The sequence below is a fragment of the Shewanella sp. 1CM18E genome, from assembly GCF_023161665.1.
In the GTDB taxonomy this organism is placed as follows: domain Bacteria; phylum Pseudomonadota; class Gammaproteobacteria; order Enterobacterales; family Shewanellaceae; genus Shewanella.
The window spans coordinates 629,948-656,240 of the sequence record NZ_JALNTW010000001.1; the positions used below are offsets into that span (position 1 = coordinate 629,948).

Annotated in this window: 28 protein-coding genes and 2 pseudogenes; 11 read left to right on the forward strand and 19 right to left on the reverse strand. The window is 43.5% G+C overall.

Annotated elements, in window-relative coordinates:
* Positions 1-14: 14 nt before the first annotated feature.
* Together cyaB and MSG37_RS02725 are read right to left on the reverse strand one after the other, a co-directional pair.
* The gene (gene cyaB, locus MSG37_RS02720; protein ID WP_248469012.1) at positions 15-569 is read right to left on the reverse strand and encodes a class IV adenylate cyclase; all 555 of its coding nucleotides are present in this window, start codon (positions 567-569) and stop codon (positions 15-17) included.
* A 193-nt stretch (positions 570-762) separates the two neighbouring features.
* Positions 763-930: a hypothetical protein gene (locus MSG37_RS02725; RefSeq protein WP_248469013.1), complete on the reverse strand. Its 168-nt coding sequence runs from the start codon at positions 928-930 to the stop codon at positions 763-765.
* Positions 931-1,093: 163 nt separating this feature from the next.
* Here MSG37_RS02725 and MSG37_RS02730 point away from each other — a divergent pair, with 163 nt between their 5' ends.
* On the forward strand, positions 1,094-1,438 hold the full coding sequence (locus tag MSG37_RS02730; RefSeq protein ID WP_248469014.1) for a DUF3634 family protein: 345 nt from the start codon (positions 1,094-1,096) through the stop codon (positions 1,436-1,438).
* 225 nt (positions 1,439-1,663) lie between these two features.
* Here MSG37_RS02730 and MSG37_RS02735 read toward each other — a convergent pair whose 3' ends face one another.
* From MSG37_RS02735 to MSG37_RS02790, 12 genes are all read right to left on the reverse strand, one after another.
* A complete protein-coding gene (locus MSG37_RS02735; protein WP_248469015.1) occupies positions 1,664-2,209 on the reverse strand; it encodes a DUF3833 domain-containing protein in 546 nt (181 codons plus the stop codon).
* The gene (locus MSG37_RS02740; RefSeq protein ID WP_248469016.1) at positions 2,197-2,883 is read right to left on the reverse strand and encodes a chalcone isomerase family protein; all 687 of its coding nucleotides are present in this window, start codon (positions 2,881-2,883) and stop codon (positions 2,197-2,199) included. Before MSG37_RS02740 ends, MSG37_RS02735 begins: the two co-directional genes overlap by 13 nt.
* A gap of 16 nt (positions 2,884-2,899) precedes the next feature.
* Positions 2,900-3,412: a DUF2878 domain-containing protein gene (locus MSG37_RS02745; RefSeq protein ID WP_248469017.1), complete on the reverse strand. Its 513-nt coding sequence runs from the start codon at positions 3,410-3,412 to the stop codon at positions 2,900-2,902.
* 37 nt (positions 3,413-3,449) lie between these two features.
* Positions 3,450-4,703, reverse strand: coding sequence for a cyclopropane-fatty-acyl-phospholipid synthase family protein (locus tag MSG37_RS02750; RefSeq protein ID WP_248469018.1), 1,254 nt, complete (start codon positions 4,701-4,703; stop codon positions 3,450-3,452).
* Positions 4,703-5,482, reverse strand: a complete 780-nt coding sequence (locus tag MSG37_RS02755) for a DUF1365 domain-containing protein (RefSeq protein WP_248469019.1) — start codon at positions 5,480-5,482, stop codon at positions 4,703-4,705. The genes MSG37_RS02750 and MSG37_RS02755 overlap by 1 nt, the downstream gene beginning before the upstream one ends.
* Entirely contained in the window at positions 5,479-6,759 is a 1,281-nt protein-coding gene (locus MSG37_RS02760; protein ID WP_248469020.1) for an FAD-dependent oxidoreductase, read from the reverse strand. The genes MSG37_RS02755 and MSG37_RS02760 overlap by 4 nt, the downstream gene beginning before the upstream one ends.
* Positions 6,756-7,607: an SDR family NAD(P)-dependent oxidoreductase gene (locus MSG37_RS02765; protein ID WP_248469021.1), complete on the reverse strand. Its 852-nt coding sequence runs from the start codon at positions 7,605-7,607 to the stop codon at positions 6,756-6,758. Before MSG37_RS02765 ends, MSG37_RS02760 begins: the two co-directional genes overlap by 4 nt.
* On the reverse strand, positions 7,607-8,107 hold the full coding sequence (locus tag MSG37_RS02770) for a nuclear transport factor 2 family protein (RefSeq protein WP_248469022.1): 501 nt from the start codon (positions 8,105-8,107) through the stop codon (positions 7,607-7,609). The genes MSG37_RS02765 and MSG37_RS02770 overlap by 1 nt, the downstream gene beginning before the upstream one ends.
* Positions 8,104-9,621: a deoxyribodipyrimidine photo-lyase gene (gene phrB / locus MSG37_RS02775; protein ID WP_248469023.1), complete on the reverse strand. Its 1,518-nt coding sequence runs from the start codon at positions 9,619-9,621 to the stop codon at positions 8,104-8,106. Before phrB ends, MSG37_RS02770 begins: the two co-directional genes overlap by 4 nt.
* A gap of 1 nt (position 9,622) precedes the next feature.
* Positions 9,623-10,594 carry a MerR family transcriptional regulator gene (locus MSG37_RS02780; RefSeq protein ID WP_248469024.1) on the reverse strand — a complete coding sequence of 324 codons (972 nt, stop codon included), beginning with the start codon at positions 10,592-10,594 and terminating at the stop codon, positions 9,623-9,625.
* Positions 10,595-10,626: 32 nt separating this feature from the next.
* Positions 10,627-11,583, reverse strand: a complete 957-nt coding sequence (locus tag MSG37_RS02785; RefSeq protein ID WP_248469025.1) for a DUF523 and DUF1722 domain-containing protein — start codon at positions 11,581-11,583, stop codon at positions 10,627-10,629.
* Positions 11,584-11,747: 164 nt separating this feature from the next.
* Positions 11,748-12,665, reverse strand: coding sequence for a DUF368 domain-containing protein (locus tag MSG37_RS02790; protein ID WP_248469026.1), 918 nt, complete (start codon positions 12,663-12,665; stop codon positions 11,748-11,750).
* 217 nt (positions 12,666-12,882) lie between these two features.
* Here MSG37_RS02790 and MSG37_RS02795 point away from each other — a divergent pair, with 217 nt between their 5' ends.
* The 4 genes from MSG37_RS02795 (at position 12,883) to MSG37_RS02810 (ending at position 15,099) form a co-directional block, all read left to right on the forward strand.
* Positions 12,883-13,374: a hotdog fold domain-containing protein gene (locus MSG37_RS02795; RefSeq protein WP_248469027.1), complete on the forward strand. Its 492-nt coding sequence runs from the start codon at positions 12,883-12,885 to the stop codon at positions 13,372-13,374.
* 103 nt (positions 13,375-13,477) lie between these two features.
* Positions 13,478-13,771, forward strand: a complete 294-nt coding sequence (locus tag MSG37_RS02800; RefSeq protein WP_248469028.1) for a metalloregulator ArsR/SmtB family transcription factor — start codon at positions 13,478-13,480, stop codon at positions 13,769-13,771.
* A 100-nt stretch (positions 13,772-13,871) separates the two neighbouring features.
* Positions 13,872-14,561 (forward strand): DUF1294 domain-containing protein, encoded by a 690-nt coding sequence (locus MSG37_RS02805; RefSeq protein ID WP_248469029.1) that lies wholly within the window; start codon positions 13,872-13,874, stop codon positions 14,559-14,561.
* Positions 14,562-14,628: 67 nt separating this feature from the next.
* A complete protein-coding gene (locus MSG37_RS02810; protein WP_248469030.1) occupies positions 14,629-15,099 on the forward strand; it encodes an FKBP-type peptidyl-prolyl cis-trans isomerase in 471 nt (156 codons plus the stop codon).
* 242 nt (positions 15,100-15,341) lie between these two features.
* On the opposite strand, the pseudogene MSG37_RS02815 reads toward MSG37_RS02810, so the two are convergent.
* The 4 genes and pseudogenes from MSG37_RS02815 to MSG37_RS02830 all read right to left on the reverse strand — a co-directional run.
* Positions 15,342-15,467, reverse strand: a pseudogene (locus MSG37_RS02815) (aminopeptidase P family protein); the annotation flags it as partial.
* Between the two features lie 39 nt (positions 15,468-15,506).
* A pseudogene (locus MSG37_RS02820) lies at positions 15,507-15,632 on the reverse strand (aminopeptidase P family protein); the annotation flags it as partial.
* Between the two features lie 39 nt (positions 15,633-15,671).
* Positions 15,672-16,889: a Xaa-Pro peptidase family protein gene (locus MSG37_RS02825; RefSeq protein WP_248469031.1), complete on the reverse strand. Its 1,218-nt coding sequence runs from the start codon at positions 16,887-16,889 to the stop codon at positions 15,672-15,674.
* A gap of 291 nt (positions 16,890-17,180) precedes the next feature.
* The gene (locus tag MSG37_RS02830; protein ID WP_248469032.1) at positions 17,181-17,951 is read right to left on the reverse strand and encodes an ROK family protein; all 771 of its coding nucleotides are present in this window, start codon (positions 17,949-17,951) and stop codon (positions 17,181-17,183) included.
* Between the two features lie 401 nt (positions 17,952-18,352).
* Here MSG37_RS02830 and MSG37_RS02835 point away from each other — a divergent pair, with 401 nt between their 5' ends.
* From MSG37_RS02835 to MSG37_RS02850, 4 genes are all read left to right on the forward strand, one after another.
* Positions 18,353-20,140: an aminopeptidase P family protein gene (locus tag MSG37_RS02835; protein ID WP_248469033.1), complete on the forward strand. Its 1,788-nt coding sequence runs from the start codon at positions 18,353-18,355 to the stop codon at positions 20,138-20,140.
* 215 nt (positions 20,141-20,355) lie between these two features.
* Positions 20,356-21,654 carry a DEAD/DEAH box helicase gene (locus MSG37_RS02840; protein WP_248469034.1) on the forward strand — a complete coding sequence of 433 codons (1,299 nt, stop codon included), beginning with the start codon at positions 20,356-20,358 and terminating at the stop codon, positions 21,652-21,654.
* A 188-nt stretch (positions 21,655-21,842) separates the two neighbouring features.
* Positions 21,843-22,454, forward strand: a complete 612-nt coding sequence (locus MSG37_RS02845; RefSeq protein WP_248469144.1) for a peroxiredoxin-like family protein — start codon at positions 21,843-21,845, stop codon at positions 22,452-22,454.
* A 120-nt stretch (positions 22,455-22,574) separates the two neighbouring features.
* Positions 22,575-23,219: a DUF2913 family protein gene (locus MSG37_RS02850; RefSeq protein ID WP_248469035.1), complete on the forward strand. Its 645-nt coding sequence runs from the start codon at positions 22,575-22,577 to the stop codon at positions 23,217-23,219.
* Between the two features lie 58 nt (positions 23,220-23,277).
* Here the strand turns inward: MSG37_RS02850 and MSG37_RS02855 are convergent, their stop codons facing one another.
* Complete coding sequence (locus tag MSG37_RS02855) at positions 23,278-23,970, reverse strand: OB-fold-containig protein (RefSeq protein ID WP_248469036.1); 693 nt, start codon at positions 23,968-23,970, stop codon at positions 23,278-23,280.
* A 240-nt stretch (positions 23,971-24,210) separates the two neighbouring features.
* Between MSG37_RS02855 and MSG37_RS02860 the strand changes: the two genes are divergently transcribed.
* The gene (locus MSG37_RS02860) at positions 24,211-25,695 is read left to right on the forward strand and encodes a carboxypeptidase M32 (RefSeq protein ID WP_248469037.1); all 1,485 of its coding nucleotides are present in this window, start codon (positions 24,211-24,213) and stop codon (positions 25,693-25,695) included.
* 87 nt (positions 25,696-25,782) lie between these two features.
* Positions 25,783-26,262: a GNAT family N-acetyltransferase gene (locus MSG37_RS02865; protein WP_248469038.1), complete on the forward strand. Its 480-nt coding sequence runs from the start codon at positions 25,783-25,785 to the stop codon at positions 26,260-26,262.
* Positions 26,263-26,293: the final 31 nt, after the last annotated feature.

The following is a 26,293-nucleotide window of genomic DNA, read 5'->3' on the forward strand; positions in this document are numbered from 1 at the left end:
TCTAGGAAATGATACTAGTGACCATTAGCCTGCAAGGCTTGTTGTAGCTGGCGATAAGATTGATGCTCTTGCATCTCTGGCGTTAGGCCTAACTGTATGGCTAACTCAAGCAACTCCGCTCTATAACGCGTTAGAGCAGACTCATCATCGGTCATAATCGCAAGCTCGGCAAAATCACCGATACCAGCTAGGTTATCAACTGTGATATGAAATTTACCTAAAAAATAGATGCTGCGAGTCTTATGTAACTCTAAAACCTGCTCAAACCCCATGGTAAGCAGCATGCTTTTAGCTCTATCACTGTCGCTAATATCGACGGCTTCGCAGCGATCCTTTTCAGGGCCTTTAACTATCCATAATTTGATCCCGGACGGCAGCATCTCTCGAATACATACACTCTTACGTTGCGTCCCCAAAGTGTTATTCGGCATATCAAAGTAGCAATCATACTCTGCGTTGTCTTCAAGCATGACTTCAACGGCTAACAGCTTAAGCTTTTGCAAAAAATCGGCTTTAGACTGCAGCCGATACTTAAATTCAACTTCATATTTGCCAACAAAATGGACCATTGTTATTACCGCTAAGCCAGATAAATGTAGGCAAAGAGTATACGCCGCTAAAACCATTAAAATCTGCTAAGCATCCTAGAAAAATGGCTGAGAAATCAAATTTCTCAGCCATTTAGATAAAGCTACAATATATTGTTTAACTCTTGTCTAACTTAGACTATTAAACTTGAGCCACACTCGATATTAGCTTTTGTTATTTGAGCTGTTGCTCTGTAACAATTTCTGCCGCTACTTGACGCCAACTTTGGCTAAGTTGCGTATGTTCCCTTTGCCGCTGGGGGAAAGTTTCAGATAAGTTTTCGAGGAGTTTGGCTTGTTTCTCACAAATCTCAAGCCAGCGATGGGCATTTGATATTGACATAAAATGTTTTCCTTAACGTTTTATTCATCCATAAAATCACTACCTATAAAGATAGCCTGTATAGCATAAAATTCCAATCTAGTGACCTAGCCCCTTTTAAATATCAACGCTCAGGAGTATGTTAACTTTAGGTCGAGAAGTGATTAATCGAAAAGGAAAGCGCATGACTCCAACCCTACTTAAAATAGTGTTTATTGCTGTAGCGGTATTTATTATTTACAAACTTCTTTTTAGCGGTAAAAAAGGCTTAACGTTATTTGAAATGCACTTTAAAGAGGGACGGCTAGACTCTCACAAAGGAAAAATTCCTGAGAAATTTGCCAAAGAGTGCCGCGCAATCGCTAAGTCAAATAAGCTAACTTGCACAGTTAGGGCTGAAAAACTTAATGGGGTGCGCTTGCATATATCAGCTAATGTCAGTGACGGCATCGCTCAACGCATTAGAAATGTATTTCCATTTGAGTATTATGACAAAAAGCAGGTTGATAACAGCAAGAAAGTTTCTTAATCAACCTAATTAACTCGGTATTAAGAGCAAGCGGACTTACTATTGTAGCTGTTACTCTAGCGGCTTCGCCTCTTGCTCTTTGTTTTGCTACTCTTTAACTATCTCATCATTTATTGTGACAGTCGTATCCGCCTTTATAGCCGTCTGTCTCGTTGACAAAACATCCTCATCTTAATTTGCTGCTGTTAGCCAGTTTAAATATCTATAGGTTAACGTCTCAGCCCCTTACGCTTTAACTTTGCTAATCACTAAGGTGACCTCAGCCATGGTGATGCCAAATTTAATGATATCGCTGCGGTTAATGATGGTGTTTTCATCTACCAAAAACATCCAGTCGTCAAAAGTCACTTGATATTCAGTATCATCTACTGGCAACAACATTTCATATTGCCATTGCAGCGCCATACCTACAGCTTGGCCTTGGGCTTCGCCTAAAATGTCATTTGCGGTACCTGTGTAGTTACCGTTGCCGAGATCTGTGATGTTCCAAATCCGGATCTGCTTTTCGCCGTCATCATAAATAAACCATTCTTTGATCTCGCCTTTATCACCTTGCCAACTAGCCAGCATCTCAACAGTAAATCGCCGCGTAACCTTGCCGCTATAATCTTGAACTGTACCGTGAGCGGTAAGTTTGCCGTCAAAGAATGTCTTTAGATCTAAATTGGGTGTGGTGCCTTGATAGTCATTAATATCTGAACTTGAACAAGCTGCAAGCAACAGCAACCCCAATACAGCTATAGACTGCTTAATCTTTCTTAACAATCGCATGCAAGCTCTCCTAGTAGTTGTTTTCTGAGCTCTGGTCGGCTGGTTTGCTCTGATAACCATATGGCAAGAAAGTCATCACTAAAGCCCTTAGGCAAAGGCTTAGCTAAGGGTTCACCGTTAAAGTAGAATTGGCTCACGCCTGAATCAAGAACGCTTAAGGTAAGCTTGTCGCCCTCTACCACATCGGGCCAAACCGATTTGATTTCCGCGAGCCATTTTTGCTGGCGTTGCTGACTTACCCCTATGTGCTGCCACTGATCTAAGGTCGCTTCCACCAGTCGCTCACTTGGGATCTCTTGATAATATTCAATATCTAACACCAGTGGTTGTTCGCCTTGACTGTAGTTACCATCAAGGGTGAGCAATTTGGCTCGATAAAGCGAAAACCACCACCACTGCATCTCACCACGACCAACCTCTTTAAAATCATCGCTCTGCTGCAGAGTGGTTTTATCAATCTGGGTTAAAACCTCTTGAGAGTCAGTCTTTTGATAGTGAGCAGCTTGAGGTTTTGTATCTGTGCTTGAAGAACCGATTTGCAGCGATTCATCAATTAATTGCTGCACAATTTTAGCTTGAGCCGAGCTGGTAAGCGTAAGCAGAATACTCAAGACCAAAAAAATGGTTTTTACCGCACCGAGACTGTGCCAACCAACAACGGAAGTAACACGCATAAATTAATCCCCATAATCAGTTGGCTTGTGGCCGACTGATATTAACAAACATAGGGAACATTACGAGCCAAACAAAGAACAGGATCAGCGCGCTAGAGAATAATTCTAGTGGCAAAACAACCGCCTCCAAGCGCGCTCCGGCCAAATAACTTAAACAGCCGAATACTCCACCTAGTAGCGCGTTAAATTGCCATTTTAATTTTTGAGTGAACATCAAGCTATAACGTAATGAAATGGCAAAGTGACACCAGATCAACAGCAGCCAAATGGGGAACTGCTGAAACTGAAACACACCAGCAAACATCAACGCACAATCAAATACGAAACCAAAGCCTGCGACTTTGAGCATTAACTTTAAATCTTGCAAAGGATTTAATGATAAATAAAAGTGCAATAGCAGTAACGGCACAGTTAGCCAAAGGGCCGAGTTTTGATACAAGATAGATAGCCACCACACGCCTTGAAACATGACGAGATTGATCATGTTTAGGTGTAGTGGCTTAAGCCTAGCAGTAGAGCTCATCAACATATCAAATACCCTTTAATCAATGCTAAATAAATGCAGACTAAAGACTGGTATTAGTCGCTACACGATATTGCGGTCTAACCGCCACTAGATGCACGGTACTGGTGGTTCTTTCTAAGAACCCTCCCTCACAGTAACTTAAGTAAAACTTCCACATACGAATAAAATCGTCGCCATAGCCCAAGCGTTTTATTTGCGGTAACGCAGCATCAAAATTGTCATGCCAGTCTTTAAGGGTTTTAGCGTAATCTAGTCCCATATCGTCAATCGACCAAGTCACAAAATCGGTATGCTTGGTTAGCTCATTTGTCATGCGTGTCACAGATGGTAAACAGCCACCTGGGAAAATATAACGCTGAATAAAGTCTGCCCCTTTGCGATAACTGTCATAGCGCTGGTCTGCGATGGTAATCGCTTGAATGAGTAAGCGACCATTAGGCTTAAGTACACTCTGCAGCTTTTTGAAAAATCCCGGTAGATATTCGTGACCAACCGCTTCAATCATTTCAATCGATACCACGCGGTCATACTCTCCGCTTAATATGCGGTAATCATCTTTAAGTAGCGTGACCGAGTCTTGCAAACCTTCTTGCTCAACCCGCTTTTTGGCGTATTCATACTGAGCATCTGAGATAGTGGTGGTGGTAACCTTTACTCCATAGTGCTTGGCAGCGTAAATAGCCAATGCCCCCCAGCCGGTACCAACCTCTAAAAGGCTTTGACCTGGAGTTAAATCTAAGCGCTCACAAATCGTTTTAAGCTTGTGTTGCTGGGCTTCATCAAGACTTGCGCCGCTATGAGGATATAGCGCACTTGAATAGAGCATTTCTTTATCTAAAAATTGCTCATACATTTTATTGCCCAAGTCATAGTGGGCTAAAATATTGCGCTTTGAACCAGCCTCTGTGTTGCGATTAAACAGGTGCGAAAGCCTGCTAAATGGCGCCGTTACCCAAGACAATTTTTGCTCCAACTTATCGAGTAATGGTAAATTTCTCGCAAATAACTGCACCACTTTGGTTAAGTCTGGGCTTGACCAGTGAGCCTGAATAAATGCTTCGCCGGCACCAATAGAGCCTGACAATAAAACCTGACGATAAAAACGCGGATTAAGCACGACTATTGTTGCGTGTAAGTCTGAGGATTTATGGCCAAACTCATAACTTTTTTCGCCATCAATCAAGCATAAATGCCCTTCAGCTAACCCAGGCAGCACTCCTAACAATAGCTTTCTTGCTAGGCTATCAGGCAAACGCTCAGCGGCCAGATTATGTTTTGTGGTTATATCTTCCATTATATTTTCTCCGCTGGCTTTCCAGGGTGCCCAATAAAGGGCACGCGTTTGATAAATAGCTTTAATGCTTGCCAATAAATTCCTTGGACGATTCTTAACGTCATAAAAGGAAAACTGATTAACATGGCTCGCAAACTTTTAGCGCTCATTTGTTGTTTATCAAGACTTAAATTAGCGTCAAATAACTTTTGCTCACTGCGATTTTCAATACCTACTCTGACCTTGTCTGCTGGAGCACTGACCCGCCAGATGTACTTCATGTTCAAGTCCATAAAAGGTGAAACATGAAACGCCTTATCCGTTGGCTGCGTGTTTTCAAGATCGATTAAATAATAATGACGCTCATTCCATGGCGTATTACTTACCTCAGCAAGCAGGTATTTTGCATCGTCATCTTGGTAACAAAAAAAACAATTTATCGGACTAAAATAGATCCCAAAATGGCGAACCTGACCGACAAATACCACTCGGTTACAACTCGTATTAGCACCTAACTGCTGCGTCTTAGCTAACACCCTAGCTTTTAAATTATCCTGTAGAGCATCAATATCAGTCTGCTTAGATAAGTAATCCGTTTGCTTGAACCTAAGCGGCGCTGCACGCTTAGATGAAAACACTCGGCTTACATTTTCTAGCCTGTCTAACTCATCTAAGTCGATGCCTAACATCGCCATGGAATAGTTAAAAGCGTGCAAGCTTGGCTGGTACCGTTTGTGCGCTACGCTACCGGTATAAACACCGCTAACAAACTCTTCATTAATTAACGAGTGACTACTCATAAACGCATTCCAAAGGCTTCACAAACGTCAAATGCACTGTGTACACCATCTTCATGAAAGCCGTTGTACCAATAAGCGCCAGCAAAATGAGTATGGTTAACACCTGAAATTAAATCGCGCTGCGACTGGGCTTGCATACTGTCTTCATTAAAAACCGGATGCGCATAATTAAAAGTACGTAATACCTTGCTAGATGAGATCAACTCAGATTGATTTAATGTCACACAAAATGTTGGCGCCCCCTCAGGCAAACGCTGCAAAATGTTCATATTGTAGGTCACTGAAGCTTGCTTTTTAGTGTCACCATCTAAACGATAATTCCAGCTAGCCCATGCAGCTTGACGCTTAGGCATTAAGCTCTCATCTGTGTGTAGTACAACTTCATTATTTTGATAAGCAAGCTTACTCAATACCTGCTGCTCTTTTGCTGTTGAGTCTTGCAACATCGCCAGCGCTTGGTCGCTATGGCAAGCCAGCACCACTTCATCAAACTCTTGCCACTCACCACCACTCACTTGCAGTTGTACGGCATCGTTTTCGCGCTTAATTGCCGTCACAGGGCTGTTTAAGTGGATGGCATCTTTAAAAGGCGCGATTAAATCGGGAATGTAGCTACGAGAACCACCTTGTAACACGTACCACTGTGGTCTATCTGCGATGTTTAACAAGCCGTGGTTTTGGAAAAACTGAATAAAAAAGCGCAATGAAAAAGCGCGCATATCATCAATACTCGAAGACCAAATAGCAGCGCCCATAGGCAAAATGTAGTGCTGACTAAAAAAGTCACTAAAACCTTTGCGATCGAGTAATTCACCTAAGGTTTGAAACTGGTAATTGTCATCTGCGAAAGCTTGCTTACACAACTTATTAAAGCGCAAAATCTCTAAGATAAAAGACCAAAACTTGGGGTTAAAAATATTGCGCTTTTGTGCAAACAGGCTAGAAACAGTGTTGCCATTATATTCAAGACCCGTGTTAGCATTGTGCACACTAAAACTCATCTCCGTCGCTAACGGTTTAACATTAAGTCGCGCCAGTAACTGCTCAAATCTTGGATAAGTTCTGTCATTAAATACGATAAAGCCAGTATCGATGGCATACTCTTTACCGTCGACTTCAACGTCGACAGTAGCAGTGTGCCCGCCTATATAATCGTTTGCTTCAAACACCGTGACCTCATGCTTTTGCGACAAAATATGCCCGCAAGTCAACCCTGAGATCCCTGTGCCTACAATTGCAATTCGTTTAGATTGTTTATTATTGTCGACGATATTCATTGAGACACCTTCTTAGCTTCTTCAGGCTTATTTTTTAGATGATTATCTGTAGTTTCTACAGTTGTTGAACTTGCTTGGTTATCGCTGTGCGCTGGTAAATCGGTATGGGGAGCTACTTCAGTTGTTTGGTTAATCCGCTCCCACAAACTTCGTGGTAATAATGAGATAAACTTAAGCAACAAAGTAAAACGTTTAGGAAAGTGGATCTCTCTAACCCCTTTAGTTAACCCGTGGCGAATAGCAACAGATGCCTCCTCGCTGGTTAGCTGCATTGGCATAGCAAAGTCATTTTTATCGGTGAGCGGCGTTTTAACAAAGCCAGGGCAAATCACACTGACGCCAATATTGTGTGGCTTAAGGTCAATAGCCAAGCTACTTGCTAGATACTGCACTCCCGCTTTCGAGGCGCCATAAGCTTCAGCTCGAGGAAATGGCAAATACACCGCACTCGAGCCCATCAACCCTAAACGACCTCCAGATTTGATCAGCGGTATAAATGCGCCTAAGCAATAACCCATAGCAATTAAGTTAGTGCGGATCACTCGCTCAAATAGCTCGGCATCAAATTGATGTGCATCGTTTATGTATTCACAGCTTCCGGCATTTAAGACCACTAAATCGAATCCATCTACACCAGTTTCAGTTAACGCTTTAGCTTGCGCCTTTACCGCTGCGTTATCTGTAATATCAAACACTAATGCTTCGGCGCCACTAAGTTGCGACAATGCTTGCTGATTACGACCACAGGCATAAACCTGCCAACCATCAGCAAGGTAATCCTTGGCAAGTTGCAAGCCAATTCCTGAACTCGCACCGGTGATAAGTACTTTCTTTTGGCTTGTGTTCATTATGAGGCCCTAGCTTTAACCAACTTAACTAGACGGCCTACTAGTGGAATGTGCTCATACAACATGCTGCCAAGGTCAAAAAAGTCTTGGTGCTGATAGATTTTGTCATTGAGCGACAATACGCTGACACCATCAAGACTAATGGGCTTTGCGCCATTGAGCTTTGCGTGAGTGAAGGTCATGGTCCATTTTAGTGTCGCCGCACCTTGGGCATGGATAACCTGGTGAATATCGAAATTGATTGAGCTAACATTTGCGTAAAGGTTAGCGAAGTAATTTGTCAGCGCGCTGAGACCATATACCTGATGCAACGGATCGCTAAATTCAATGTCATCACTGTAAACTTGCCCTAAAAGATGTAAATTGTCTTTATTGAGCTTTTGATAGAGATCGATAAAACTGTCGACAAGCTGTCTTTCTTGCGCTTGTTTCTCAAAGTTTTTTGCAGACTTCTCATGAGACGCTGCATCTGAATCAAACACTTTTACGTTTGCCGTCATCCAAATATCTCCTTATCTAAATCAACGCTTTTAACGTGATTCGATTGTCCATCAAGCCCGGGGGGAATCGCTTCTGCACCTTTCTTCATCGCAGACAAGACATCAATGGCTCGAGCTCTAGCAAACTTATGATCAACTATAGGTGAAACATAAGCGGTATCAACAAAAATATCTACTTGAGCGGGTATTTTAAGTTTATGAATTAACTTCAAATCTACCCCATCAAGCTCTGGTAAGTACTTACGGATAAATGCACCTGTGGGATCAAACTTTTCACTCTGCGAAATCGGATTAAACACCCTAAAATAAGGCTGCGCATCGCAACCCGTTCCAGCTGACCATTGCCAACCGCCATTATTAGCGGCTAAGTCACCATCAATCAGTTTCTGTCTGAAATAACGCTCGCCCCAACGCCAGTCAACGAGTAAATGTTTAGTCAAAAAACTTGCTGTCACCATCCGCAAACGATTATGCATCCAACCCGTTTTGTTTAACTGTCGCATAGCCGCGTCAACTAATGGGTAACCAGTTCTCCCCTCGCACCAGGCCTGGAACTCGCGAGGGTTGTTGCGCCATTTAATGTTATTGGCTAATGCATTGAAGTTTGCCCGTTTAGAAAGCTTAGGGAACGCCACCAGCAAGTGACGATAAAACTCACGCCAAATCAACTCGTTTAACCAGCAGCGCCCCTGACTCTCGTCATGCACTAACACATCAGGATAGTGGCTTAACAGCACTTGCAAACATTGACGAGGACTAATGATGCCCACAGCAAGATAAGCTGAAAGCTGACTAGTGCCATCGATAGCGGGAAAATCACGGCTGGCTTGATAATCAGCCACTTTATCTAAAGCAAATTGTCGCAGTTTGGCTTGAGCTGTCTGTTCACCAACCTGCCATTGACCGCTATCGATCTTAGTGCAATTAAACTCAACATAATTAGGTGTCGGTAATGGCGCCGCAATCGGCTCTGGACGGGGTAACGTTTGGACAGGATCTTGTTTTGCTATCTGACGCCACTTTTTAGCAAAAGGCGTAAACACCTTGTACATTTCACCCGATAAATTGAGCACGGATAAAGGCGGTAGCAAACAATGTTGCTGGCTAAGCTCAAGCTGGATCCCAGCCTCAATCACAGCATAATCTCGGCTCTGCTCATTACACTCAGGCTCGCTCGTAGCAAACACTTTAGTAATCTTCCAAGTGTTTATGTATTGCGACAACAGTGCAGGTATGGCCTCAAAATCCTCCGCGTGAAAAATATCTAACGGGATCCCAAGTTCAGCCAGCTCTATGGCAAGCTGGTTCACCTGCCTTTCTATAAAGTCTAATTGAATCGGTGCAACATCATGAGACGCCCACTGCTTAGGTGTTACCACAAATATCGCCCGCACGGCACCTTGATGCTCTGCTGCATGCTGGCAAGCTGCTACCAGGCTTTGGTTATCATCGAGACGCAAATCATGCCTAAACCAAACAAGTGCATGACTGCCGATAGCGTGATGAGGGTTCATGTTATTTCTCCGTCTCAGTGTCGGTGTCGGTGTCGGTGTCAGACAATATTGGTTGAGGGAATATTGTTGGCTTGGGAACCGCTATACCACATTGCACAAGCAGTTCCGCCGTATCGCAATGTTCCAAGCCGAGTGCTCGATTAACCACTTTGGCGTAACTGCCAACCAGATGCACTTTGGCGCCAGCACCAATCATAAAATCTTGTAACGCTTGGGTTTCAGTGGACGTCATTTGCGGCTGCGGCAGTAAAAAGACTTGGCTGCAGTTGAGTCGCTGCACAATAAAGTTAAGCTCAGCAACATTAGTGACTTTAACTAAGTTATGGTTTACGTGATAAGCCGATAACTCTAACGACATTATCAATGAGTTGATGGGTTTAGCTCCCTGTAACTCAACTAATAAGCAGGGTTGCTGCGCGTCTGCTTGAAGTTGAGCCAATCGCCTTTTAGCGATACGAGCAGACAATTCGTCAATCACCCACGCTTCAACACATGATGCATCGGGCCTATCGAACAGCAACCCTTCAAGTCCATTAAGCCACGGCCAATAAAGGCTGTTTTTGAGCACCGAGAATGGGTATAAACCGGACAAGTCAGTAAGCTTTGCGTTGAGTGCTGCCGCATTAAAATCAACGCAAGCTTGATTGAGGTATTCAATATGCTCTAACCAAAGGTTTTGCTCTTCGGCCGTTAACGCTTGCTTAGCTAAAGGCTTGGCCGCAGCTTGCGTTTGCGACGACTTGAGTAGCGGCTTAACTTTACTAATTGCCACACCTTGGTTTAGCCAAAATAGGATCTCTTCGATTTGGGCTAAATGAGACTCACCGTATAAACGATGCCCCTTGGGAGTTCGATTAGGAACAACTAAGCCAAAACGCCTTTGCCACGCTCTCAAGGTAACCGGGTTGACCCCGGTCCGCTGAGCAGCATCACCGATGGTGAGCCATATTGCTTCATCCTCAATCTTATCCATGCGGTGCTCCTCGTTAGCAATCAAACTTATACCTAGTAGGCATAACGCAGCTTGAGCTCTTGCGGGTGCGGATTAAGATACACTTGGTTCTCAATATAAGGCGTTGGGAACTCGCGCAGATAATGATTAATCAGCGTCATAGGTACCAAGATAGGTTGCAACCCTTGGTTGTATTTAAGGATCGAATCAGCGAGCTCAGCTTTTTGCGCGCTTGATAAGTGCTTTTTGAAATACCCTTGAATATGCTGCAACGCACTGGTGTGATTTTTGCGGGTCGCTTTAATCTTTAAGATCTGCATAAAGCCGGTAAAGTAGCTGTCTGCAATCTTTTCTAAGTCGCCGCTCATGTCCGCTAGCAAAGGTCCAAGCTCACGATAAAGCTTTGGATTGTGGGCCATCAGCATATATTTGTAGCGGGCATGGAAATCCAAGATACTACTCTTGGTAAAACCAGACGCTTTTAGCATGTGCCAGTCATGGTAAGCGTATACACGGGTAAAGAAGTTCTCGCGGATAGGTAGGTCGTGTAAGCGCCCTTCTTCTTCAACGGGAAGCAGCGGATAACGCTCCATCAACTTTCTAGCGTAGACACCAATACCCGACTTCCAGCCATTATTGGTGCCATACTTGTATTCTGTCACGCGCTCCATACCGCAAGTCGGCGATTTAGCACAAAGAATGTAGCCACCTAAAAAGTTTAGTTGCTCAACTTTTTTGTCACTAAACTCATTGAGCTTTTCGGTAACATCAACCGAACCATCGGCACTTTTTACAAAGATAATGTCGCCGTCTTTTTCTAAACGAATAGATTTACGTGGCGCCCCCATACCAATGGCCATTTCCGGGCATACAGGTACGTAATCGAAGTGTGGTGCAATTTCTTTGCGGCAATAACTCGATGCTTTATGGCCGCCGTCAAAACGAACTTTTTCACCTAACAAACATGCACTTATTCCGATCTGAATTTTTTCTGGATTAAATTGGCTCATAGTCATACTCCCTTATTAACGGTGCATTACGCCTTATACTTGTACAAGGATCACTTTTTTGTACAAGTTTTAATTTAATCCCTAAATTGTGTTTTGTCGCTGTAAATTTAAACAAAAAACGCCAGCTAAATAGCTGGCGTTTTTAATTAGGAGTATTTTAAGTACTAACGATTTTTATTAGCGAACCGCTCTAAGCCCCACACTAATAAGATTCCGGCAAACATAGCAATAACAGCATAGAGCAGTAATGACGGTTGACCGGTGATTTGCTCATACTGCATTGGCGACAGAACACGCTCATCAAGCGGCACCATTTCACCTTTTGAATTTTCACGGAAAGTCAGCACTTCTTTCCAAGGCCAAATTTTTCCGAGTGTGCCAAGCATTAAGCCGGTTAAAAAGACTAACGTTGCATCGTGGAACTTACGCAGCAATGCCGACAATACATGACTAAAACACAGAATACCGATAGCAGCACCAGCGGCAAAGGTAGCCATAATACCAAGCTCAAAATTCTTCACCGCGCCAATAACTGGTGTATATAAACCTAGTAATAGCAATATAAAACTACCTGAAATACCCGGTAAAATCATTGCAGTAATCGCAATACAGCCACCTAAGAACACATTTAGATATGTCATCTCAACCGCAATGGGGTTAAGCATGGTGATGCCCCAAGCAAAGACCACACCTAGTGCGAACAAAGCTAGTCGAGCAAAGGTTATACCCTTAACCTGTTTCAGCATATGGATAACTGATATTACAATTAGGCCAAAAAAGAACGACCACACCGGGATTGGGTGCGTGTCGAGCAAATAAGTGATTAACTTGGCTAAGGTAAGAATACTGGTCAAGATCCCACCAAATACGCACACTAAAAATGGGCCGTTGATGTGCATAAAGGCTGCTTTAATGCCTTTTTCCTTAATCACCCCAAATAAAGAAGGATTAATCTTTTTAATGCTTTCAAGCAGTGGGTCTAAAATCCCGGTAATAAATGCAATCGTACCGCCAGATACACCTGGGACCACATCTGCAGCTCCCATTGCCATCCCCTTGAGGTAGGTCTTTAAATAATTCACTTTAATCCTTAATTTACTGAGATGTTTTTAACGGCCGAAATTATACGTGCCACTCACCGCAAAACGAAATGAAATGCAGTTTAATTTTCTGTACACAGATTAATCGACACTAGTAATTAATGTTAATTCAATGTTAACCTCATCCGACCAGTTAGAAGGTTTTATCATTAATCGAGTAGCAAGCACATATAAAGCAAACACATAAGGACAAGTATCGATGAGCCATAACAATATTAATAATAAGCCCACCAAAGTCATGTCACTCTATAATCGTGTTAGCCGCCTGCCCTTTGGTAATAAGATCTTTTCTGTAATGGTCAGCCGAATGGCGCCTTACTTCGGTACAGTTAAACCTATCATCAGTGAATTAAATGTGAATCGCTGTGTTTGCCAAATAAAAAAACGCAAAGCAGTCCACAATCATATTCAAACTGTTCATGTTATTGCCATCTGCAACGGGCTTGAAATGGCGATGGGAGTAATGGCAGAAGCTTCTATTTCGCATCATTTACGCTGGATCCCTAAAGGCATGAGTGTCGACTACACAGCGAAAGCAGGTAGTGACATCACCTGTGTAGCCGAAGTGAAACCTGAGCAATGGGTGCCAGGTGATATGCTCGTGCCTGTAACCGCTTACGACACCGATGGCGTGGCTGTTGTGCAAGGTACAATCAAACTTTGGATCTCTGAAAAGCCAAACAAACAGTAAATTATTTGAGGTAGAATACGCCAGCTGACACAAATAACACTTGTCGGCTGACGGATCCCTGCTATTATTTCGAATAATACCGAAACATTTTAAGAGTAAGCTTATGAACACCGAAATTGCTGCAAAAGCCCTAAAAGAGTTAGGCCACCCTACTCGGCTAACTTTGTTTAGATGTCTAGTAAAAGCTGGCCATAAAGGCTTACCTGTAGGCCATTTACAAGAGAGCTTACAAATCCCAAACTCAACATTGTCACATCACTTATCAAGCTTAATGTCTGCCGGCCTCGTAAAGCAGGAGCGTGAAGGACGAGTATTACACTGTATTCCGCAATTTGACTGCTTAGAAGGTCTTATTCAGTTTTTACAAGAAGAGTGCTGTGCTGAAGAATCTTGCTAAGCGCTTTACTTGAGTTTGCTTTAGTCCTTTTATCATCATTAACTAACACCAAAATAGTCTGTGATCCGAATATCACACTAACGTTAAGCAGAACATTACTATGGCAAAGAATATAGGCCTTATAGAGTCGTGGGACGATGCGAAAGGTTTTGGCTTTATTCACTGCGATAGTCAAAAATCGCGAATTTTTCTGCATATCTCGGCGCTTTCAAGTAAAAGCAGTAGGCCACAAATTGGTAGTCATATTGAGTTCGAATTAGCTACCGACAAACAAGGTAAGCTTCGCGCAGATAAGGCTCGACTGATAAAGTCTGCTGCCAACTTAAAGCTAGAGAAAACAAATTCCGCAAAAAACCGCACAGCACGCAAGGCGTCACTAAAAAAGCCTCACAACATAAAAACTAAATCTCATCCTGCTCCTTTGCTATTTGCCGCAGCATTTATTGGTTTGCTCGCTATCGGTTATCTACAGCAGATTTTACCGCTCTGGCCACTGATTTATTTCGCCTGTATGAGTGTAATAACCTTTTTAACTTATGGGTGGGACAAGCGTGCAGCTAGGCTGCAACATTGGCGCGTAAGTGAAGCAAAGTTGCAGCTTTTTAGTTTACTCGGTGGCTGGCCAGGAGCTTTATACGCTCAGCAATGGCTAAGACATAAATCAGCGAAGGGACGCTTTAAACTAGTTTTGTGGTTAGCAATCATAGGTAATTTAGGACTTATTTACCTTTTTGATCGCTACATACTCAATTATGTCATGCAAGCGACAACTAACTGGCCGGCGTTTTAACCTAGATTTACCTCTTGAGAGGGATTGGTTATGATTGGCAGCCTAATCAAAATAAAGTGATTTTAAAATGAAAATGATTTTAGCTGTTGTCGTCATCGCATGTGTTATTTTTTACTTCTTTACCTCGATGAACAACCAAAAAGCAGCCCAAGAAAATATTGAAATTGGTCGCGCTTTTTTAGCAGAGAACAAACAAAAAGAAGGTGTGATAACCACAGCATCTGGTCTGCAATATCAAGTATTAGAACCAGGTACCGGTACGGTACACCCTAAAGCGAGTGACACGGTAACTGTGCACTACCACGGCACACTAATTGATGGCACTGTATTTGACAGCTCAGTAGAGCGCGGTGAGCCCATTGCATTTCCGCTTAATCGCGTAATTAAAGGTTGGACTGAGGGCGTACAGCTAATGGTCGTTGGTGAGAAAACCCGTTTCTTTATTCCAAGTGAGCTTGCATACGGCAACCGCAGCGCTGGAAAAATCGGTGGCGGCTCAACTCTCATTTTTGATGTCGAGTTAATCAGCATCGATTAATACTGATTATTTAGATGAAAAAATAAAGCCCGAATGAATAACCATTCGGGCTTTTTATTTGGCATAAACTAGCTGTATTAAGCTTCTTACCCAAATGGATCATCGATTGAGTGCGCAGGCTGAGTAAACCAAACTGGGCCTTGCTCTGTCATATAAAAGTGGTCTTCATGACGTACACCGAACTCACCTGCTACACATAGCAATTGATGCCTCGTGACTTAATACAAGGCATCGCACTTTAGTTAAGCTTCGTAACCAAATGGATCATCGATTGAATGCGCAGGCTGAGTAAACCAAACTGGGCCTTGCTCTGTCATATAAAAGTGGTCTTCATGACGTACACCGAACTCACCTGGTACACATAGCAATTGATGCCTCGTGACTTAATACAAGGCATCGCACTTTAGTTAAGCTTCGTAACCAAATGGATCATCGATTGAATGCGCAGGCTGAGTAAACCAAACTGGGCCTTGCTCTGTCATATAAAAGTGGTCTTCATGACGCACACCGAACTCACCTGGTACACATAGCAATTGATGCCTCGTGACTTAATACAAGGCATCGTACTTTAGTTAAGCTTCGTAACCAAATGGGTCGTCGATTGAGTGCGCTGGCTGAGTAAACCAAACTGGGCCTTGCTCTGTCATATAAAAGTGGTCTTCATGACGTACACCGAACTCACCTGGTACACATAGCATTGGTTCGTTACTGAAACACATACCCGCTTCAAGTGGCGTGTGATCGTTCAAAACTAGGTAAGGCCATTCGTGAATATCAAGACCAACACCATGACCTGTACGATGCGGCAGACCCGGTACATCATAGCCTGGGCCAAAGCCTGCAGCTTCAAGCACATCGCGAGCTGCGCGATCAACACTTGCACACGTAGCGCCAATTTGCGCCGCTTCAAAACCTGCAATTTGCGATGCTTGCTCAAACTGCCATAATTCGCGTTGACGTGGGCTAGGTTCACCAAATACATAGGTACGGGTAATATCTGAGTTATAGCCGTGTAACTGACAACCGGTATCAATCAATACCGTGTCATTTAGTTCTAGTGCTTTTGGTGATTTAACCCCGTGCGGATAAGCACTGTCCTCACCAAAAAGAACGATACAGAAATATGAACCAGCTGGGATCCCCACTTTAATGTGAGCTGCATTGATAAAGGCTTCGACTTCACTAGTCGTGATACCTTCATGCAAAATACGCGCTACCGCTTTATGTACTTCCATAGTCATATCTTTAGCGCGTTGTAGCAAGCTTAGCTCTACTGCAGACTTAATCATGCGGCAACCAGCAGTCACAGGCTTAGCGTTAACATAGTTATATTGTGGGTGCTCTTGACGCACACCATCAAAGATAAAGAAGGCTGCAGACTCATCGATACCGATATTGCCTGACTCAATCCCCATGTTGGCTAAAACATTGCCGAACAGTGCAAATGGGCTTTCATCTTCTTGCCAGGTATTAACCTTACCGCCAATAACCATATAACCATTAAGTGTGTCGACCTCAAACGCCGGCGCGATATATTCAACATCGCCTGTAGCAGGCAAAATTGCACCAACCATACGCTCACTAGCGTACCAGCGCGTGCCAGTGTAATAGTAAAGGTTGGTACCAGCATTAAGGTAAATCGCTGCAATACCTTGCTCGTTCATAATGGCTTGCGCCTTGGCGATTCGAGCTTGGTATTCTTCACGACTAATGGGATCTGCACCTTGAGTCATGTCAGTTAATTTTGCTAATTCCTGCTCTGCGGTAGAACCGCCAACACCTATGGTCATATGCTTACCTTTCAAATTTCATTATGTAGTTTGTCATGCTGGTGCCAAATAAAGGCCACTAGCAATCGCCATATTTGTAATGGCTCATGGTATGCCACACTTTCTAGCATAAAATATACAATCAGTCAGTAATTAATAGGTCAAACTGCAAATAATTGTTGGTCAAAGATGAAGGTATACTGACTAAAAGGGAGTTTTTTACTGGTGATAAAATTTGCTAGATTTGAAATAAAAAAGAGCAAGTTCCTCAACGAAGCTTACTCTTTAAATTAAATAGGTTAATGCAAAAAATTACTTATTTAGCATCACTTTCAGACCGCGGCAAACCATGGTTTCACGGTCATCGACACGGTTAATCTTTACCTTTGCTACAGGAATGGGTAACGCCATCTCTTTAATTGCAGCAACACACGCTTGGTAATAATGCGGATTATCCATCAAACTACCAGCTAAGTAGATATGTGATGGGTTAAACAGATTAACCACCCAAGCTAAGCTTTGACCTATGTAACTACCTGCTCGAGCAATATCTTCGCTGCGAGTCCAGTTACGGCGCTTTATCGCAGCGCCACTGGCGAGTTGCTCAAGACTAAACTCACCAGATTCAGTCATCATACGACAATGACCTAGCTCGCCCGCCATACCCGATGCGCCAGTAAAAGGCATGCCGTTTACGGCAATAGACATACCGATCCCCATATCGCACATCACCAGTAGTTCGCAGTCTTGCTTATTGTCCATTAACGCTTGTAAACCGGCATCACTGTCATTTGCAATAATGACCCGTTTAGCTTTTGTAAATAGATCATCCCCGCTCAAGCCTTTAAGGCCAGGCAAAGACTGACAGGATACCAACTGCTGCGCTTGCACTAACCCAGGTACAGCTATGCCTAATCCGTAATCATCTAGGCCGTAGTCTTGCTCTAACTCAGCGATTTGCGTATTTAAACTGTTGATATTAAATCCGTCTGTTATCGCTATTTTATATTGCTCTACTCGCCCTTGTGTTTCTATTTCGAATAAGGCTTTTGAACCACTAATATCGATTGTTAATGTTTGCACTTAGCACTCCCATAAGCATGGTTACACCACGACTAATCGCATCCTAACGACAAACAAAATACTAACATAATAGAGACTTACACCATATACTTGCCTAAATATTAACTCAGCCAAAATTGCGTAAAACTGTAAACAAATCGATTAACTGACAGGTAAAAGCTCACTAGTTCTGATGTTAATCACTACTTTTTGACCAGCGAAATGCCGCTATATTAGCTAAAACCCTCAAGCCTTTTTGTCCAGTTTGATTCACACTTATCACAACTCAATAATGTATAAATCCTTTGCAGTAGCTGCCATGAAGTGGCTATTTATGCTAACCTCCGCGCTAAATTCGTACAAAAAGAAATAGCTTCAAGCTCAGTAAAAACCTTAGCTTGTGCGCTAATAATGGAGTTTGAATGTCAAATATAATTGCAGAACGCCTAAATGCCATTCGCAGTGAAATGGCCAAATTAAACCTAGACGCATTTATTATTCCTCGTGCCGATGAATATTTAGGTGAGTATGTGCCTGAACACAATGAGCGCATGCTTTGGGCCAGTGGATTTACCGGGTCTGCCGGCGCGATTATCGTCCTTAAGGAAAGCGCCGCTATTTTTGTTGATGGTCGTTACACTGTGCAAGTGCGTCAGCAAGTTGATGGCAGCTTATTTGAATACTTAAGCCTATATGACACCCCTCAAGCACAATGGTTAATTGATCAGCTGGGTGCTAATGCAAATGTTGGCTTTGATGCTCGTTTACATACTTTAGCTTGGTTTACTCAGACTCAAGCAGATCTAGCTAAAGCGCAAATCAACCTCACTCAAGTTGCTCATAATCCCGTTGATGTGAATTGGAGCGACAGACCAGCACCAACGTCAGACCCAATCATGTTGTTTAGCGAGCAAAGCGCGGGTAGAAGCAGCCTAGATAAACGCACCGCAATTGGCGCTGACATTAAGGCTCAAGGTGCAGATGTTGCGATTATTTCAGCGTTAGATTCATTTTGTTGGCTACTGAATATTCGTGGTAAAGATATTCCATGCCTACCTGTAGTACTTGGTACGGCTTTATTGCATGCCAATGGCGATATGGTGCTATTTACAGACACCAATAAACTGCCTGAGAATATTAACGACCATGTTGGCACTGGCGTTAGCTTTAAAAGTGAAGCTGATTTAGCTGCAGAGCTTGCCAAATTAGAAGGCCAAAAAGTGCTTGCTAGCCCAGAGAGCTGCAATGCATGGCTACAACTTACCGCTAAAGCGGCTGGCGCGCAGTTAATTGCTGGCAATGACCCGGTTGCACTACCAAAAGCCCAGAAAAATGCAGCAGAACTTGCCGGTATGAAAGCCTGTCATATTCGCGATGGCGTGGCAGTCAGTCGTTTTCTTGCTTGGCTAGATCGTGAAGTAGCTGCAAGCCGTCTTTACGATGAAGCGGTACTTGCCGATAAGCTTGAAAGCTTCCGTTTAAGCGATCCTATGTATCAAGAGCCTAGCTTCGATACTATTTCGGCCACTGGCGCAAATGCGGCTATGTGTCATTACAACCACAATAATGGCACGCCAGTACAAATGCAGATGAACAGCATCTACCTTGTCGATTCTGGCGCGCAATATTTAGATGGCACAACCGATGTTACCCGCACTATCGCTATTGGTGATGTCACTGCCGAACAAAAGAAAATGGTCACCTTAGTATTAAAAGGCCATATTGCTATCGACCAAGCTAAATTCCCGAAAGGCACTAGCGGTATGCAGCTCGATGCATTTGCCCGCCAATACTTATGGCAACACGGTTATGATTTTGACCACGGAACAGGCCATGGTGTAGGCCACTACCTCAGCGTGCATGAGGGCCCGCAAGGTATCGCCAAAGGTCGCTCAAATGTGCCTTTGTTAGATGGCATGGTGCTATCGAATGAGCCTGGCTACTACCGCGCTGAACAATTTGGTATTCGACTAGAAAACTTAATTGCTGTTCGCCCATGTGAAGCACTAGCTAATATCGAGCGTGAAATGTTTGAGTTTGAAGCATTAACCTTTATCCCAATGGATGCTCGCTTAATCGATAAACAGTATCTAACCGAGTCTGAAGTTAATTGGTTTAACCAATATCATCAGCAAGTTAAAGACAAGCTAACGCCGTTTATGCAAGGTGAGGATTTAGACTGGCTAAATAAGGTGACTGCGGCAATTTAATTTATCAGCGCCACTTTACTAACAGCAGTAAATCATAGCAGCGCTCAAGCGCTGCTTTTTTATTTAGCTTCGTACTAATATTGTAAAAGTACAGGTTTTAATCTAATACCCGTCAGTTGAAAAGTTTGCTATACTCCGCGGCCGCCATTTTATGGCTTTAAAAATGCTAGCCTACCTGTTAGTAATTGAATTGTTGAACATAGGACTCCTCAATCATGAGATTTGAATCATTTAGTTTTGCTCCTGAGATTTTGCGTGCAATCTCTGAATGTGGTTATGAAAAAATGACACCAATTCAGCAGCAAGCGATTCCAGCCGTTCGTCGCGGCCAAGATGTACTTGCTAGTGCACAAACAGGTACGGGTAAAACAGCTGCATTTGCACTACCTATTTTGCAAAAGATGCTTGATAACCCAAGCACAACGGGCCGCTCAAACGCGCGCGCATTAATCTTAACGCCGACCCGTGAATTGGCTGCACAGATTGCCGATAACGTTAATGACTACGCTAAGTACTTAGATATGAAAGTAGTCACTATTTTTGGTGGCGTTAAGATGGATAGCCAAGCAACTAAGCTAAAGCGCGGCGCAGATATCATTATCGCTACGCCAGGCCGTTTACTAGAGCACCTTACTGCCTGCAACCTAAGTCTATCTAACGTCGATTTTCTGGTCTTAGACGAAGCTGACCGTATGCTAGATATGGGCTTTAGTGCTGATATCCAAAAGATCCTACAAGCAGTAAATAAAAAGCGTCAGAACCTATTGTTCTCAGCAACGTTTTCATCAGCGGTTAAGCAACTTGCTAACGAGATGATGGTAAAACCAAGTGTCATTGCTGCAGACAAGCAAAACACTACCGCGATTACTGTTAGCCAAGTGGTTTACCCAGTTGAGCAACGCCGTAAGCGCGAGCTACTGTCGGAGTTAATCGGTAAGAAAAACTGGCGCCAAGTGCTAGTGTTTACCGCTACTCGCGATGCTGCTGACAAGCTTGAAAAAGAGCTAAACCTAGATGGTATTCCAACTGCGGTTGTTCATGGTGAAAAAGCTCAAGGTAGCCGCCGTCGTGCACTACGTGAGTTTAAAGAAGGTAAAATGCGCGTACTTGTAGCGACTGAAGTAGCTGCACGTGGTCTTGATATTCAAGGCTTAGAGTACGTTGTTAACTACGATCTACCTTTCTTAGCAGAAGATTATGTACACCGTATTGGCCGTACAGGCCGTGCAGGTAAGTCAGGCGTTGCTATCTCATTTGTAAGCCGTGAAGAAGAGCGCACTCTTGCCGATATCGAGAAGCTAATTGGCCAGCAACTGCGCCGCATTAGCATTCCAGGTTATGAAGTGGGTAGCCGCGATCTATTGATCAAACAGCTACAAAAACGTCGCAGTTTTGCCAAGAAACAGCAGCGTGTAGACAATGCTGGTGCACAGGTTATTGCAGAGAAGAACATGCAAGGTCGCCGCGTTAAAGTGAAGAATGCGTCACCAGCAAAAATTAAGAAGATAAAATAATCGCTGTACGGACACCGAATTATTTTATAAACAGAAAAGGCACCTTTTGGTGTCTTTTTTGTACGCAGCGATTATTCCTTATGCAATGAAAGCAATTTGCGCTCTACGCGGTCTTCTCAAACGCAACCTCATTTTGCTTTAAAAAAGGAATAATAATGCTAAGAAATACCTTTGCCGCTCTGGCCCTAATGATCAGTAGCCTAGCGCTAAGCCATACCGTTAATGCTAAACCCATTGCCAATGACGAACTCAGCGTTATGCCACTCATGAACGGCCAAACGATCCCTTCTGCAAGCTTAAAAGATCTTAACGATCGCCCCGTTGATATTGCCCAGATAACCCAAGGTAAGCCCAGCGTGATCTTTTTCTACCGTGGCGGTTGGTGCCCATTTTGTAATTCGCAAATGGGACAACTCAAAGCGATTGAACCGCAATTATTAGACATGGGTTTTCAGCTCATCGGCATATCACCTGATACGCCTGCCAAACTAAAAGAGTCAATGACAGAGCAAGAGCTCTCTTACATCTTACTATCTGACGCTAACCTTGATGTCAGTAAAGCGTTCGGTTTGGCCTACTTTACCAGTGAAAAAGTCACCAATCGTTACCTAAGTAAAATGAAACTTGAGAACAAACTTTGGCAAACACCAGAAGGCAAGCAGCGCTTAGTCTTGCCGGTACCAGCTGTGTACATTACTGATGGCAATGGCTTAGTGCATTTTCAATATGTAAACCCCAACTTTAGAGTGCGCCCTGCTCCTGAGCTCATCATGACTGCAGCAAGTTTAATTAAACAATAAAAATCTGCCCGTAAACCGACTAAAAAGATGTTTACGGGCTAAGTTAATTTCGCACTTGCCGCACATTAGGTATAATCACTTCGCCGTCATCTTTTATCACTTCCACGCGGCGGAGAGCCAATGTCAGATATCACCTATAACCAAGCTGTTTTAGAATTCGCCACTGCAGGTTTAGCAGCACTAGCTGAAGCAAGCGCCAAGAGCAGCAGCGTAAGAACCCCTGCAGCAGAGAGCCACTTTCTTTGTAGTTGGATGGTAACAGCTTTAAAGCAACGTACTTTTTCTAAGCTCGTCGCAGATGACTTAACCCTATGGATCCGCCAAGGCCGCAGCATGGGTGCGGGGGCAGAACTAAAGACATTGCTTGAAAAGATCAAAGCGCAATATAGCTATATCAGGGATAAACAAACAGGCTTAGGCACTTCGATAAATAACATGATTGCCGAGCTTGAATCACAAGAGTGGCTAGTCATTACCGATCAAGAAGTAACTAAAAAGCTTAAGCTAGATAGCGATGGCTGTAATAGCTTAATTATCTCAGATGATCAGTTTACCCAGCGTATCGTCGGTGATGAGTTAATAAAACCTATCACGGTTTTTGTACGAGCAGATGAGATGCTATTTGCCAAAATCGCTTACCAACACAATTTACTGCTAAGCCCAGGTAACAAAAAAGCGTCTTTAATTAAGCACCACAAAGCGTACCAAATCTGGCCTAAAAACTTACAGCCAGCACTGACCATTTTGCTGCCACTGGAAGCGTAGAAAGCATAAGTTAAATCTAAAAAAATGGCCTGCATTGCAGGCCATTTTTTATCTCTTGTTAACTCACCTTAGCCAAGCGGTCAGCCTCAACAGGCAATGCCTGCCATACTCTACCCCGCCTGTTTACTAGCACTACAGATGTGCCCTCCACAAACTCAGTACCAACAGTTATAGGCTCAACAAATATCTGATGCTCTTGTCGATGCTGATCAACCACGATGGCAGCCCCAGGGAAGCCTTGCTGCGCTCGAGCAAAGCCTATTTTGGCAATACAACCATTAAGATCTTCAATCGACACCACGTTAGAAATTGTAGTGCTTAACCGATCTGCAATGAATTCCCCAAGAAAGTGACATGACAATATCATCACCAGTAACGCAACAGGTAAGCTGGTGTATTGGGGTTGTAGCCCCATTAGTAGGCCTAAGGATACTAAGTTGACAGCTAAGCCCGCTATAGCAAAGCTAGAAAGAGCAAGTGAGAACCAAATTAACACAGGTAAACGGTGGATACACAGCCAACTCGCAAAGCGAAGCAGTGGCCGAGATGGGTTAATATGAGCTTGAGTATATGATTCTTGCTGTAACTCAGGATTAAACGAAGGAGTTTCGTTTTGCTCAGGACTTTGCAGTAAGCTAACTAAACTTGTGCCAACCACCAAAGACAAACTTTCTAGCAAACCGAATAGCAGCACTAAACTTAGCGAAATAGCATAAGGCAAGTTTTCTTGGCTCAGCATAAATGCAACCATTTATCCTCCATGATGTTTAGCAAGTTGCATCCCATGCAACCTCTTGAATGTCTTTTGCCACCCAATAGCAAGACTTAAACTTAACAGTATGTTAACACAGTGTCTTTTGATAACAAGAGTATAAATTGAGACCAATTGCGATAAAGACTCGCGAGCTTAAAGTTTCGCGGTTAAGGCTTAGCGTGTATGCCACGGCGTGCTAGCATTAGCAGATATTACACCAATATAAGCAGTAGCAATATGAGCGCAGATAAAGCCCCCAACTATCAAACCTTAACTAAGCATTTTCAGAGCATTAGCCACTTTGAGCACCTCAGTGCTTTAGGTGATTGGGATCAAGCGACTATGATGCCTATTGGCGGTGGTGAAGCTAGAGGTGCAGCAATGGCCGAACTTGCAAAGCATATCCACAGCCTAAAAACAGCGCCAATGTTGGCTGATACCATTGCTCAGGCCCAGCAAGAGTCACTGACGGTTGAACAAAGTGCCAATCTACGTGAAATCAACTACCAATACTTGCAAGCAAATGCTGTACCTGGTGACTTAGTAGAAGCCAAAACTAAAGCCGCTTACCACTGTGAGCAAGCGTGGCGAGATCAACGCAAGAATAACGACTGGCAAGGCTTTAGGCCTAATCTAGAAAACCTAATGTCATTAGTAAAGGAAGAAGCCTCTATTCGCGCTCAAGCGCTAGGAGTCAGTCCTTATGACGCCCTATTAGATAAATTTGAACCGGGAATGACAACCGCCGGTATCGACAATATTTTCGGCCAATTAAAAAGCTGGTTACCTGAACTTATTCAGCAAGTACAAGCGAAACAAGCCTCAGAGCCACGCTTTAATATTCCAAGCGCGAGCACTGCCAATCAAGCGCTGCTAGGCCGTGAAGTGATGCAGGTATTAGGTTTTGATTTTAACCACGGCCGACTCGATATCAGTAGCCATCCATTTTGCGGCGGAGTGGCGAGTGATGTGCGTTTAACTACGCGCTATGATGAAGCTGATTTTACTAGTGGCTTGATGGGTATTGTCCATGAGACTGGCCATGCAAAATACGAACAAGGCTTACCGCTTGCTTGGCGTGGGCAACCAGCAGGGCTTGCTCGCTCAATGGCGCTACATGAAAGCCAAAGTCTATTTTGTGAAATGCAGATCGGCCGTGGCCCTGGTTTTTTAAAACTTATTCAACCGCATTTAAAACAGCTGCTTGCATGCCCATTAAGCCATGAGCAGTTAACCAATATCTATACTCGCGTAACGCCGGGTCATATCCGAGTAGACGCTGATGAAGTTACTTACCCTTGCCATATTTTACTGCGCTTTGAAGCTGAAAAAGCGTTGGTTTCAGGCGAATTAGCAGTAGCCGATTTACCAGACTTTTGGTCGGCGCAGATGCAAAGTCTATTAGGTATTAACACTGATGGTGATTACAAAAATGGTTGTATGCAAGACATACATTGGGCAGTAGGTGAGCTAGGTTACTTCCCTAGCTATACATTAGGCGCAATGTACGCGGCTCAGTTTAAACATGCAATGGAAGCCGAAATTGGCAGCATAGAAAATGCGATAGCGGCAGGTAAGCTTGCAGATGTTATGGCTTGGCTACAAAGCAATGTTTGGTCAAAAGGCAGCCTATTGGCGATTGACGAGCTAATGCGCCAAGCAACTGGCGACTCCCTCAACCCTGCGCACTTTAAGCGCCATCTTGAAAACCGTTACCTATAAAGAAAGGTTAATAACAGTTGCTCCGGCTATAAAGCGATGTCGGAGCCGCTGTTATATCAACATTGCCGTATTAGGATTGCAACTAACATGAATTTACGCCCTATTACTCAAGCTGATTGGTCTTGTATCCTTGATATTCAACTTGAATGCTATCCACAAATTGAGCCCGAGTCGCTTGAAGTATTGCAAAGTAAGTGGCTCGCCTCACCCGAGAGCTGCTTTATCATTGAAGCAAATAATAGCATTATCGGTTATTGCCTTGCCCACCCTTGGTATCTTGATAATCCGCCTTCCCTTGAACAGCAACTCGCAAAAATTGACCAAGCTAATACTCTCTATCTGCACGATATTGCGCTATCAGCTAAAGCTCAAGGCAAAGGTGCTGGCAAGCAAGCCTTAAATCAGCTAATAAGCTTTGCTAACACTAATAATTATCCCAATATTTCATTGGTCGCAGTGCAAGGCGCACATCTATACTGGGGTAAACAAGGTTTTATCGCTAAGCAAATTAACAAAGATCTATCCGCCTACCCTGAAGATGCGCGTTATATGGTTTATACCTTGTAGCCGAGATTTGCTATCATAGACAGACTTTCAT

Excerpts from the sequence above, each read along its gene's own strand:
- cyaB (WP_248469012.1), bottom strand. The coding sequence starts at position 569 with ATGGTCCATTTTGTTGGCAAATATGAAGTTGAATTTAAGTATCGGCTG.
- MSG37_RS02725 (WP_248469013.1), bottom strand. The coding sequence starts at position 930 with ATGTCAATATCAAATGCCCATCGCTGGCTTGAGATTTGTGAGAAACAA.
- MSG37_RS02730 (WP_248469014.1), top strand. The coding sequence starts at position 1,094 with ATGACTCCAACCCTACTTAAAATAGTGTTTATTGCTGTAGCGGTATTT.
- MSG37_RS02735 (WP_248469015.1), bottom strand. The coding sequence starts at position 2,209 with ATGCGATTGTTAAGAAAGATTAAGCAGTCTATAGCTGTATTGGGGTTG.
- MSG37_RS02740 (WP_248469016.1), bottom strand. The coding sequence starts at position 2,883 with ATGCGTGTTACTTCCGTTGTTGGTTGGCACAGTCTCGGTGCGGTAAAA.
- MSG37_RS02745 (WP_248469017.1), bottom strand. The coding sequence starts at position 3,412 with ATGTTGATGAGCTCTACTGCTAGGCTTAAGCCACTACACCTAAACATG.
- MSG37_RS02750 (WP_248469018.1), bottom strand. The coding sequence starts at position 4,703 with ATGGAAGATATAACCACAAAACATAATCTGGCCGCTGAGCGTTTGCCT.
- MSG37_RS02755 (WP_248469019.1), bottom strand. The coding sequence starts at position 5,482 with ATGAGTAGTCACTCGTTAATTAATGAAGAGTTTGTTAGCGGTGTTTAT.
- MSG37_RS02760 (WP_248469020.1), bottom strand. The coding sequence starts at position 6,759 with ATGAATATCGTCGACAATAATAAACAATCTAAACGAATTGCAATTGTA.
- MSG37_RS02765 (WP_248469021.1), bottom strand. The coding sequence starts at position 7,607 with ATGAACACAAGCCAAAAGAAAGTACTTATCACCGGTGCGAGTTCAGGA.
- MSG37_RS02770 (WP_248469022.1), bottom strand. The coding sequence starts at position 8,107 with ATGACGGCAAACGTAAAAGTGTTTGATTCAGATGCAGCGTCTCATGAG.
- phrB (WP_248469023.1), bottom strand. The coding sequence starts at position 9,621 with ATGAACCCTCATCACGCTATCGGCAGTCATGCACTTGTTTGGTTTAGG.
- MSG37_RS02780 (WP_248469024.1), bottom strand. The coding sequence starts at position 10,594 with ATGGATAAGATTGAGGATGAAGCAATATGGCTCACCATCGGTGATGCT.
- MSG37_RS02785 (WP_248469025.1), bottom strand. The coding sequence starts at position 11,583 with ATGAGCCAATTTAATCCAGAAAAAATTCAGATCGGAATAAGTGCATGT.
- MSG37_RS02795 (WP_248469027.1), top strand. The coding sequence starts at position 12,883 with ATGAGCCATAACAATATTAATAATAAGCCCACCAAAGTCATGTCACTC.
- MSG37_RS02800 (WP_248469028.1), top strand. The coding sequence starts at position 13,478 with ATGAACACCGAAATTGCTGCAAAAGCCCTAAAAGAGTTAGGCCACCCT.
- MSG37_RS02805 (WP_248469029.1), top strand. The coding sequence starts at position 13,872 with ATGGCAAAGAATATAGGCCTTATAGAGTCGTGGGACGATGCGAAAGGT.
- MSG37_RS02810 (WP_248469030.1), top strand. The coding sequence starts at position 14,629 with ATGAAAATGATTTTAGCTGTTGTCGTCATCGCATGTGTTATTTTTTAC.
- MSG37_RS02825 (WP_248469031.1), bottom strand. The coding sequence starts at position 16,889 with ATGACCATAGGTGTTGGCGGTTCTACCGCAGAGCAGGAATTAGCAAAA.
- MSG37_RS02835 (WP_248469033.1), top strand. The coding sequence starts at position 18,353 with ATGTCAAATATAATTGCAGAACGCCTAAATGCCATTCGCAGTGAAATG.
- MSG37_RS02840 (WP_248469034.1), top strand. The coding sequence starts at position 20,356 with ATGAGATTTGAATCATTTAGTTTTGCTCCTGAGATTTTGCGTGCAATC.
- MSG37_RS02845 (WP_248469144.1), top strand. The coding sequence starts at position 21,843 with ATGATCAGTAGCCTAGCGCTAAGCCATACCGTTAATGCTAAACCCATT.
- MSG37_RS02850 (WP_248469035.1), top strand. The coding sequence starts at position 22,575 with ATGTCAGATATCACCTATAACCAAGCTGTTTTAGAATTCGCCACTGCA.
- MSG37_RS02855 (WP_248469036.1), bottom strand. The coding sequence starts at position 23,970 with ATGGTTGCATTTATGCTGAGCCAAGAAAACTTGCCTTATGCTATTTCG.
- MSG37_RS02860 (WP_248469037.1), top strand. The coding sequence starts at position 24,211 with ATGAGCGCAGATAAAGCCCCCAACTATCAAACCTTAACTAAGCATTTT.
- MSG37_RS02865 (WP_248469038.1), top strand. The coding sequence starts at position 25,783 with ATGAATTTACGCCCTATTACTCAAGCTGATTGGTCTTGTATCCTTGAT.